The following is a 1,451-nucleotide window of genomic DNA, read 5'->3' as shown; positions in this document are numbered from 1 at the left end:
CGCGATCGTATGCTGCGCCTCTCTCGGCGTCGGGTCACGACCCTGGCGCCACCGAGTCGTGCCCGGCGTAAGGTCGTCGGCGGCTGCGGGGGTGTAGAAGGGCCAGCGCGGGGGCGGGCGCACCACCGTGACCGCCACGGAGACCGCCCCCGCCACCGAGGTGATCACCCGGGAGACCACCCGCTCCGACGGCTCGCGCGCCACCGTCACCGAGACGGTCACGCGCGCCCCCGGCAGCGGGTCCGGGTCCGGCGACGGCAGCGGGTCCGGCTCTGGGACCGGCTCCGGCGCGGCGCGCCGAGGCGGCCTCGCCTCCACCGGCGCGGGCGTGCTGGGCATCACCGGCATCGCCGCGCTGCTGATCATCCTCGGCCTGTGGCTGCGGCGCCGCGGGGAGGAAGGGCGGTAGGTGGGGGGCGTCGATAAGCAAAAGCGCAAAAACGCGGCGTCCTGGCTCATCCTGATCCTCGGCGCGCTCCTGCTGCTGTACCCGATCGCGTCCACGCTGTCCTACCAGTACCGCACGATCAGGCAGAACGAGGAGTACGCGGGCGCGGTGCAGGAGCTTTCCGACGAAGCCAAAGCCGAACAGCTCCGCCTCGCCCACGAATACAACCAACGCCTGCTCGCGGCCGGGCCCCACGCGCGGCCGGCCGTGGACGGCGACCCGGGGTTTGCGGACTACATGTCGCAGCTCACCCTGCCCGAGCAGTACCGCATCATGGCGCGCGTGCGCATCCCGGCCATCGACGTGGACCTGCCCGTGTTCCACACCACGCGCCCCAAAGTGCTTTACGACGGCGCCGGCCACATGTACGGCTCCACCCTCCCCGTCGGCGGCGACGGCACCAACGCCGTCATCTCCGCCCACACCGGCATGGTCAACGCCGCCATGTTCGACGCGCTGCCGTCGCTGAAGCCCGGCGACGACATCTTCATCGACGTGATGGGCGAGCGCCTGCGCTACCGCATGGTGTCGCGCGAGGTGGTCAAACCCGACCGCTACGACGCCGTGACGTACGAGCCCGGCAAAGACAAAATCACCCTGATCACCTGCACGCCCTACGGCCTGAACACCGACCGGCTGCTCGTGCACGCGGAGCGCGCGCCCCTGGACCCGTCGGCGCCGGAGCCCGCCGTCTCCGCCTTTGTGTGGTCCTGGTGGATGATCGCCGTGCTGTCGCTGGTGCTGCTCGTGCTGCTGTTGATTCTGTGGAAGCGTTGGCGGGACCGGCGGCGGCGTGCGCGGGAGCGCGAGCAGGCGCGGTCGCGCGAGCAGCGCTCTGGCGGCTCCGGCTCCGGCTCTGGCTCCGGTGCCGGCTCTGGTGCCGGCTCTGGCGCGGCCGGCTATGGCTTCGGCTCCGGCTCCTGATCCCTATACACATCCGCAGCCGCCGCCGGGCTTCACGGTGATCAGCTTCAACGACCGCATACCACAGTTAATTGTAACA

Annotated in this window: 2 protein-coding genes; both read left to right on the top strand. The window is 70.8% G+C overall.

Features of this window, described 5'->3' with window-relative positions; translation table 11 throughout:
* Positions 1–127: 127 nt before the first annotated feature.
* Positions 128–409: a hypothetical protein gene (locus BN4252_RS00420; protein ID WP_066524076.1), complete on the top strand. Its 282-nt coding sequence runs from the start codon at positions 128–130 to the stop codon at positions 407–409.
* Positions 410–1,372: a class C sortase gene (locus tag BN4252_RS00415; protein WP_066524072.1), complete on the top strand. Its 963-nt coding sequence runs from the start codon at positions 410–412 to the stop codon at positions 1,370–1,372.
* Positions 1,373–1,451: the final 79 nt, after the last annotated feature.

This window comes from Corynebacterium bouchesdurhonense (assembly GCF_900078305.2).
Classification (GTDB): Bacteria; Actinomycetota; Actinomycetes; order Mycobacteriales; family Mycobacteriaceae; genus Corynebacterium; species Corynebacterium bouchesdurhonense.
Note: the sequence above shows the minus strand (reverse complement) of the source record. Positions and strands in the feature narration are given on the sequence as shown.